Origin of the sequence: Vibrio sp. 1S139 (assembly GCF_041439475.1) — a bacterium.
GTDB classification, from domain to species: Bacteria; Pseudomonadota; Gammaproteobacteria; order Enterobacterales; family Vibrionaceae; genus Vibrio; species Vibrio crassostreae_C.
In genome coordinates this window covers 1-8520 of record NZ_JBGOOD010000104.1, presented here as the reverse complement: position 1 = coordinate 8520, position 8520 = coordinate 1, and the positions used below count along the sequence as shown (strand labels likewise).

Below are 8520 nucleotides of genomic sequence, written 5' to 3'. Positions count from 1 at the left end.
TTGATAGCACCAAAGCGATGTAGGCTAAGGGCAGTTAAGTATGCTTTCACTTTTTCCGTTTGAACTTGGAAAAAGCCGCGACACGTTTCAGAGAGCCATTTAAGGGGGGTTAACCCCGTGTGCTTGACTGCGCATTGGCAGACGGAGCAACTCTATAAAAATTGAACAGAGAGATCAAGTCCTTGAAGGAAGGCTGAGAAGGCAGGACACCATTTGTTGATTCAGTATTGATGTGGTGATGAGTACTGTTCATCTTGACCAATAGGCGATTGACTAAGCATCACAGAGGGGAAAGACGTCCCTCTTCATTGGTATTAGGTAAATGTTTGAATTGGAACTATTGTCACATAAGAGCACAAGAATAAGGTGCGAGCCCCAGAGCATTAGGGGCTCGCAATAGTGCGCAGTGGGATGCGCGCACTAAATTTGGTGTCGGGGTGTAGTGCATGAGTGGGTTTTTAAAGAGCGACTTTAGTTAATGGTGATTTTATTCACCTAAGAGGAAATGTCAACCCGATATAAGCTATTGCGTTTATCTTTAATTAAACTTGGGTAACTAAACAATGGAACCATTAGATCTTCGTATTTCAGAATTAATAAAAAATTCAGACCTTAGTTATGGTGAAATTGCGAGGCAATGTAGTGTTGATAGAGCAGCTGTTAGTAGATGGGTAAAAACAGGAAAGATGACTACTGAAAATTTCGCCAAGCTTTGTATCATCTTAAATCTAGATGCAAATGAAGTTCTTTTTGGTGAGCAATACGAATCTTATAAACAATTTAAAAGTTCTAAAGGAATAAGGCTTATTCAACAAGAGCTTATAGATAAGATTTTGTCTGAAAAAGAGTCTAACGATGATTTCCTTAATCTATTAAATAAATTATTAGAGCGACTAAAAGTTTAATCATTATATAGCGAAGAAAATGTTAGTGTTTTTTGAGTGTAACAATTTTGATTTGTGTGTGGTCAACTTTCGTGAGAAACGAACGAATAGTTGTCCATCGCATAAATCCGACACAGGAACGCCAAAGCGTTGCCCGTCAGAGAGCTCTTAACATTATAAAAACAATAGTTATCCACTTATCCACAGGACTAATTATCCTAAACTAAACCTAATATGAACCAAATTGATCCAAACTGATCCTTGTTCGCTCTGAAGCCTTGTCAGTAATGGCTTTATCGTTGATCTAGGTGTAGCATAAACTGTGATAGGTGTATTATAAACTGTATATGGTGTATCCTTTACTGTAGACGGTGTAGCATAAGCTGTGTATGGTGTAGCATGCACTGTAAAGTATGTTAGTAACTCATTTTGGATATTAACTATGGAAAACAAGCTCTTATCTGTAATTAGTGATGGTCTGGTTATATCTGATACACATACTATCCAACCTAATATATTAATTCGTACGGCTTTATTTACGCCGATTGCTAAAAACAGCAATAAAAGTGATGATCTTACCGTTGTTAAGCACAATGTAAGCGATGAGTTCAGAGATATATCTTTGTACAAGCGTGAAGGCTACGAGTACGCATCACTAAAGGGGGAGAGGCTCAATGTTCGGACCGACTTTAAAGTGTGGTGTGGGGTTGTTTTCGCTTTTTCTAAATATGGTTACGACTCCGATAAGATAACAATGAAACTCTCTGAATTTACAAAGTTTTGTGGATTTAGTACACAGATGTTGAACTCTAAGTTTCGTAAACGTATAAAGGAGTCCCTTGAGCGCATCCAGAGCCAAAAGATAAGTATGGCCACAAAAGATGGTTCTAAAGCAACCTCAACATCTTTGCTTAAAAAGTTTGTGTACGATATGGATAGTGATACGATCATTTTGGAAGGTGATCCTGAGTTATGGGAGTTGTATCGTATTGATCGTCAAATCCTAATTAGTATGCGCACTCTTTCGTCCATTCCAAGAGCCGAAACTGCCCAATGTTTGTATTTATTTTTTGCGTGCCTACCTGAAGACCCCTTCCCAGTATCTTTAAGTCGTATGAGAGATCGTCTTGCTTTAAGTATGAGTAATAAGGAAGCGAACCGTTCTATTAAATCTGCAATTAAGAGATTAGAATCAATTGGTTACTTACATGGTCAGGAGACGACATGGCATGGTGAATGGGCCTACAAGATCACCAAAAGAAATAAAGCTCTCCCTGAGATCAATTAGATACTGACTGCATTTTATTTTGGGTGTACCTATTACTGCTACTGTATTGGTAAATACGGTGTAGCCCAAACTGTATTTAATTCTGCGTTACTCGTTTATGTCTCCATAAAAGGTGTAGCCTAAGCTGCCTCTTCAGTTCTAAATTTAGTCACTTTTATTAATTGGTGTAGTGTAAACTGCACCAATTGACTCTTTTGTTAATTCCAAGTTATTGAAAGTATTTTAAAATCCTCCCTTGTATTTATATTTATCAACGAATATGGACACGTAAGGTGTAACCCATACTGCTTTTCTTGTTGTTCTAATAACTCCTTGATAGTCCCTTATATGTTACTTCAGGTGTAGCGTAAACCGTTGTGTGTTTTTAAGTAATTGAGAAGTATTGAAATTTGTAATCTTTTTATATGAGAACTGAGTGCTAATTTATCTTTGGTGTAGCCTTTACTGTTGGTCAGGGTAATTGTCGCTCAATAGTTGGTTTTGCTTAGTCGCTTTACTCGATCCTATTAGGTGTATTGGTAATGGTGTAGCGTAAACTGCATTTTGGTTAAGTTTTAATAAATAACCTAAAAAATGAATTTTACACACAAAATCTGAATTTACCCATTGTTGGTGTGTAATTTTTGTGTATTATGAGGTTATGTTTTTGATAGGGTAAATTACGATGAATTTTGCTGATAAAGTAGATGCTATTGGTCGCCGAATGAAAGAAGAGAGTGTGTCTTTAAAGGATTCGCTTCGGGATATTATGACGGTAGAAGTTACGGATGAAGAGTTACCCAAAGGGGTTAGCCGTCTTATTTATAATCACTGCTTAAATAAGACCGAAGTATACGATTCACTTTTTGAGATGAAGTGCGTAAAGAAAACTTATCAAAAGAAGCTTGATCAAGCGATTGCAGATGGCCATGTAGATGAGCCTATTTATCATCATCGCAAGCACTTATTTACCAGAGCGCACCTACAACAAATCATGCAATACTTTGAATTTGAGAAGTATTCTGATTTTTACGAGTCATTTGTTGTCATCGTTAGTAACTACAAAGGCGGAACTGGTAAAAGCACAACAGCTGTTACTCTTGCGACAAAAGCGGCACTTGATTTAGATCTGAATGCTAAAGTTTGCCTTCTAGACTTAGATCCGCAAGGCTCAGCAGCTCGCGGGATCATTCAAATCGACGAGTCTAGAGAGCAGCACTACATTACTATTGCTGATCTTCAATGTTATGATCTTACGGAAGAGCAAGGTGACGAAAATCAAGTTAAAGCCTTGCTTGAACATGGTGTCCCTTTTGAGCAAATTGTATTGGCATCGGTGTTTAATACTCATCTACCAAATCTGGATGTCATGACGGCTTTCCCTACCGATGAGAAATTTTCTGACTACTACATGGCTTCAGATGAAGAAAAGCAAGTACAACTGCTTTCTCGGTTGAAAAAAGAAATTATTCCGATCCTAAAATCAAAATATGACATTATTATTTTAGATTTACCCCCTCAAAACAGCCCTATTGTTTGGTCCGCTCTGGAAGCCGCCAATGGTGTCCTTACCCCTATTTCTCCCAAAGCTTATGATTATGCATCTACTGAGTCATACTTATTAACTATTGGTGACATTGCACGAAACCTACCATCGGGCGGCGGTAACATCAGTTACTTCAGAGTGTTGCCTGTTAATTATAATGAGCGTGAAAAGCATGAGCGTAAAACGTTTAACAGATTGCTTCGCTCAGTACGTGATGACTTGGTCGTATCTCCTATCTACCACTCTCCATTATTTTTAGAAGCTGCGAGCCTTAATCGAACGATATATGACATTAAAAAATCAGAAAGTAACTGTACTGCAATGCAATACGATGAGGCCATTAGCTCGTCTAATAAGGCATACAAGGCATTTATCGACGAAATTAAGATTAAGGCAACTAAAGGGTAGTCATAGTGAAGAGAACGAAAAACAAAGCTCAACTAACTGGTCAATCATCATCTTCTTCTGGTGTTGGCGATCTATTCGCGTTATCTGCGACTAAGAAGTTTTTAGGTGGTAAATATGATGCTAAGCGGATCACCATTAAAGGATCAGATGTTGAATCGAAAACGGCCATTCATTACCTTAACCCTCGCAACCAAGATGCATTAACAATTGATGCAGTAGCTGATATCTATGAGTCGATCGTTGTTAATGGAGTAAGTCAAGAAGGTATCGCAGTTAGGAAGGATGGCCAGTACCTTGTACTCGATTCTAGTCGACGTCGTTTCTGTTGCATAAACGGTAAGGTTGACTTTCCTCTTTGGGTTATCGATGGTGAGCCAAGTGAGCAAGAGCTTTTAAGGTTAATCAATGATTCTCAAGAAGTTAAGAGGTGGTCTTATCCAGAGCATGGAGAATATTTACTGAAGATTGCCAAGTTAAAGGGATTATCTGTAGAAAAATTAAGCGTAGCTGAATTAGCTGAAAATTTGGGGATGGGGAAAGAGTCACTTCGAAAGAGGTTAGAGTCTTTAAATATAGTCAAGGCTCTGAGAGAGGTTTTCGTGGATTATGAAGGTATCCCTAATTCTTTTTATGGAAAGATTGCCGGATGTCAGAGAAAGTTAATAAAGGGTAACTTTGATGTTGAATCATTTGCTCGTGATTTATTGGGTAGGTTAGGTGTATTAGATAAGTCTAACTCTATAAAAGACCAACAACTTATTACGCTCAAAATCATGGAAGAGTTAGTGAATGAGCACATAGATGTAGAGAAAACTCCAAAATGGAAAGAAGAACAACTGGGCAATTTTGACCAGAAAGATATTTCTGCAAAACGCAAGATCAGCAAAGATGGAAGAAAAACTATCTATGAGCTGACGCGATTACCTGCAGACAAGCAAAAACAAATTGATGACTTCATGAATCAGATATTGACGAGTTAACCAGTTCTTGTCGGAAATGAATTAACTCACTATATATCAATGTGTTAAGGTTGTTTTATTGCCAAAGCAATGGGGGTGGTCGGAAGGGTTGGTAAGCTTAATGGCTACTCTTTCTAGTGTTGTTTAGTGTTTTGGAGCAATAAAGTTTGTCAGTGACACCCTCGCCCTTTTTCCCTTTCCGGATAGGGCTTTTCCCTTGGGAAAACCCTTCCCTTGACCCCTTTCCCCTTTGGCGCAGCCTACCCTTTGATACAAAACACTAGCCTTTTGAACCACAGCGCTGAGCGCAGGACATTAGGGGGATTGCTTCAATGTCTATCGGTGGACAATGGTTTGAGTCTTATTGGATATAGGTAATAGTAGTCAGGTTGCTTCAGACGCTTGCTTGGTGGAATTGAGTCAAAAAAAGAAGGGAGAGCAACGATGCTCTCCCTTTCTTGTTTACGATGATAGGTCAATCATCTCATGTTGGCAGTGCTGACATTGTAATATCGTGACAGGCTGCTCTTGGCTATAGCGGTTATCTGCACCAAACTCACCACGCTCTAAGAACGGCGGTTCTTCGTTGGTTGGAACATCCAGAGGCTGTAATGCGCCCTGCTCTCCACAGTTGATGCAATAGTTCATGGGTTGCTCCCGTTAAAATAAAAAAGGGAGCGTACCGGGAGGCAAGCTCCCGGTTGGGGTTGAGTTATTGTCGAATGTCACGCATCGCCTGGGCGATGTGTTGCAAGACCTTGTCAGCGCATTGCTCCAACGCTTGTCGGGTAGGATTGGGCTCTCGCTCAAGTAACCGTTTCAGTTGGCAAGGAAACGCGTCCCCGTAGAAGAGGTACAACTTATCGGGCGCGTCTATCTCAAATTGCGCCAGATAGTGCTCGACCACAGGAATGACCGTATCCAGCACGAGAGTGAAAAACTCCAAGTCCCCACCGTTTGAGACCTGCTCAAACAATAAGTGGTTGTCGTCGCCATACGGGAAGCCTTCTTTGAAATACGCAAAGGCTAAGGCATGGTCGGTTGATATAGGTTGCGTCATCATTGTGTCCTTAAAGGTCGATGGGCACCGAAGCCCCAATGGGCATCAGATGCCCATTGGGGGTAAGTTAAGAGGTTAACGTCTTAACGCGTTGTTTGCTTGAGTAAGGATTTGGCTAACGCCACCTCCACACTGTCGCCATCACTGTTGAGTACATCCAATCCATTATCTGGCATGTCGCCAGAGGTGGATTGGGTGACCGCTATCTTCTTGGCCATCAATGCCAGACACGCCATTTGCGCGCTGTCTTGGTAGCCTAAAAAGCTCACGTCCACGTCCTCTCGTTGACCAATACGCCAGCTGCGTCTTGCCGCTTGCATCAGCGTGTAGACGTTATAGCCGGTGTTGGTAAACACAATCGAAGGGAACTCCAACAAGTCCAGTCCGGTCTTGACCAGCTCTGGGTTGGTGATGAGCACATCAATGCCTCTGTCCACCTGCTCCAGGATCCAATCTTCTCGGTCTTCGGTTTTTACGCTCGAACGCAGCACGGCGCATTTTAAGCCTTGGTCACTCAGCAGTGACTTGAGCCTCGATGCGGTGTCGCGTTTGCCGGTGTAAACGGTGTACACCAACGTTCGGCGACCTTTGCGTTTGTTCGCATTGACCATCTCAATGAGCTGTTGCTCTTTGGGTGTGGGCGTCTGCTCATCAAACAAAGCCGGAATATAAGCCAGGGTTTCTTGAGTGCGAGGGTGAGTCACCCTCTCTTCTCGAAACGCGCAATCTGGCCATGCTAGCAGCGCGCTCATGACCACGCCTAATAGGGTTTGGTCTCCAGCGGCTAACGCTTGACGAAGCCTCGCGGTTAAGCGTTGCTCCATGTCGGCGTAATGCATCTGCATCTCATCCTCCATAGCCACTTCAATGAAGTGCTCCTGGTAGTCTGGCAAAATGCCGTCGCCCATGTCGGCCAGTTTGACGAACACCGTGTAAGGTAAGACGTATTTAGCCACCCCCATCGGCCCAAAACCGGGCGCGCGGGTTTGACTCACTTTGACGTTCTTGCCTTTCGCGGTTTTGTGGTTCACATCGTGGGTCACTTTCATGATTTCCTTGATGATGCCGTGCTCTTGCGAGAACGAGAGGGCGGCGCTGCCGAGCTTTCCTCGGTGGTAACGATAGCCCTCTTCCATCATCACCGATGGCATGGTGCGCCACAGCAGATAAAAAAGGTCTTCCGCGTAGCCGCCCATCAGTGTTCCCGTCAGCAGTAAGCACTGTTTTACGCAGCCTGCGAGTACCTGCATGGCTTGGCCTTGGGCCGCCCCTGCGTTCTTATATTCGTGCGCCTCATCGATGATGAGCCAGTCAAAGAACCCCTTCGGGAAATAGCGTTTGATGAACTCACTCGCCTGGTAATCGCCTTGACCAAACGCAAATTGCGTTTTGGCCAACTTGCGCTCAATGCGTTCAGATTGTCGGTCGTTAAACACAAACTCCCCGTCGTCATCAAGCAAGTTAACCAGCTCGTAAATGTTGTCCGTCAGCGCTTTCGCCAGTACGCGCTCACCCACGGCATCGAGCAGCTTCCCGGCGGTGACTTTACCTATGGTCGGTAAGGTCTGCAGGGCGCGTGAAATCGTCTTGCTCAGGTTGTCGTTTTGGCGTTGACGTTTGAGCGTCCACAGCGGTGCATGGCACGCTTTGCAGCTCTGTTGCACATCCACCGAAAAATGCGTCGGAGCGATAAGTTCGCCCTCTTCATCTCTGGCTAATGCGCCGCAATCCGAGCAGCGAACAAAGTCCAGTTGAGCGGTTTGCGCCTGCAGACCGTCATGGCCTAGCGTGCGTTTGAGCGTCTTAGTTTGATAAGCGCTCTCCCAGTGATACCCCATGCGCATTCGAACCCAGCCCAGTATCACGTACTCAGGTCCATCATGAGGCGCCGCTTGTCTCAGCTTGAGCAAAGAGCGCAACGTATCAGGGCCATTGAGCACCCACACCTTGGCGTTATGAACGGTATCGAGAATTTCTCGGCGCCATTTGTACACCAGGTGCGGCGGGGCTAACAGCAAAAAGCGTTTGGCCTTACCTTCATGGTAGGCTATCGCCGTGGTGGCGATACCCATGATGGTTTTGCCGGTCCCCATTTCTCCGTTGAGTATGCCCGCCGGGGCACGCTCATTGAGCAATAGGGTACTGATGGCTTGAATCGCTTCGGCTTGCGCCTCAAACGGGACCCGCTTGAGCGATTGCATCACCGCCGTTCGCTTTTCACACGCCGATTGATAACGCGCCGGGTGCGCCGCTTCGATGTTGGCCAATAGGCCGTCACCGAATTGGTCGATAAAGTCATGCAGAGACAACACGTTGTCTTGAGTGGTTTCTGTCGATTCATTGTAAGCGTCTTTAAATCGACACATTCAATCATCGAAACGAACGTCGTAACCTTT

The 8520-nt window shown here is 43.7% G+C and carries 7 protein-coding genes; 4 read left to right on the top strand and 3 right to left on the bottom strand.

All coding sequences use genetic code 11. The features are described 5' to 3' along the window. Positions 1 to 563 precede the first annotated feature (563 nt). From ACED46_RS20800 to ACED46_RS20785, 4 genes are all read left to right on the top strand, one after another. Positions 564 to 905 carry a helix-turn-helix transcriptional regulator gene (locus tag ACED46_RS20800; RefSeq protein ID WP_076656852.1) on the top strand — a complete coding sequence of 114 codons (342 nt, stop codon included), beginning with the start codon at positions 564 to 566 and terminating at the stop codon, positions 903 to 905. Positions 906 to 1326: 421 nt separating this feature from the next. Beyond that, positions 1327 to 2172, top strand: coding sequence for a RepB family plasmid replication initiator protein (locus ACED46_RS20795; RefSeq protein ID WP_371722346.1), 846 nt, complete (start codon positions 1327 to 1329; stop codon positions 2170 to 2172). 664 nt (positions 2173 to 2836) lie between these two features. Then, positions 2837 to 4105 (top strand): ParA family protein, encoded by a 1269-nt coding sequence (locus ACED46_RS20790; protein ID WP_102331893.1) that lies wholly within the window; start codon positions 2837 to 2839, stop codon positions 4103 to 4105. A gap of 5 nt (positions 4106 to 4110) precedes the next feature. Continuing rightward, positions 4111 to 5085: a ParB family protein gene (locus ACED46_RS20785; RefSeq protein ID WP_076656855.1), complete on the top strand. Its 975-nt coding sequence runs from the start codon at positions 4111 to 4113 to the stop codon at positions 5083 to 5085. Positions 5086 to 5526: 441 nt separating this feature from the next. On the opposite strand, the gene ACED46_RS20780 is transcribed toward ACED46_RS20785, so the two are convergent. The 3 genes from ACED46_RS20780 to ACED46_RS20770 all read right to left on the bottom strand — a co-directional run bounded on the left by ACED46_RS20780 (position 5527) and on the right by ACED46_RS20770 (position 8490). Beyond that, the gene (locus ACED46_RS20780; protein ID WP_102479524.1) at positions 5527 to 5712 is read right to left on the bottom strand and encodes a hypothetical protein; all 186 of its coding nucleotides are present in this window, start codon (positions 5710 to 5712) and stop codon (positions 5527 to 5529) included. Positions 5713 to 5776: 64 nt separating this feature from the next. Next, positions 5777 to 6127, bottom strand: coding sequence for a hypothetical protein (locus tag ACED46_RS20775; protein WP_371722345.1), 351 nt, complete (start codon positions 6125 to 6127; stop codon positions 5777 to 5779). Between the two features lie 80 nt (positions 6128 to 6207). After that, entirely contained in the window at positions 6208 to 8490 is a 2283-nt protein-coding gene (locus ACED46_RS20770) for a DEAD/DEAH box helicase family protein (protein WP_371722344.1), read from the bottom strand. Positions 8491 to 8520 lie beyond the last annotated feature (30 nt).

Bases quoted from the DNA above. Each gene is read 5' to 3' on its own strand.
- ACED46_RS20790 (WP_102331893.1), top strand. From the start codon at position 2,837: ATGAATTTTGCTGATAAAGTAGATGCTATTGGTCGCCGAATGAAAGAA.
- ACED46_RS20800 (WP_076656852.1), top strand. From the start codon at position 564: ATGGAACCATTAGATCTTCGTATTTCAGAATTAATAAAAAATTCAGAC.
- ACED46_RS20795 (WP_371722346.1), top strand. From the start codon at position 1,327: ATGGAAAACAAGCTCTTATCTGTAATTAGTGATGGTCTGGTTATATCT.
- ACED46_RS20775 (WP_371722345.1), bottom strand. From the start codon at position 6,127: ATGATGACGCAACCTATATCAACCGACCATGCCTTAGCCTTTGCGTAT.
- ACED46_RS20780 (WP_102479524.1), bottom strand. From the start codon at position 5,712: ATGAACTATTGCATCAACTGTGGAGAGCAGGGCGCATTACAGCCTCTG.
- ACED46_RS20770 (WP_371722344.1), bottom strand. From the start codon at position 8,490: ATGTGTCGATTTAAAGACGCTTACAATGAATCGACAGAAACCACTCAA.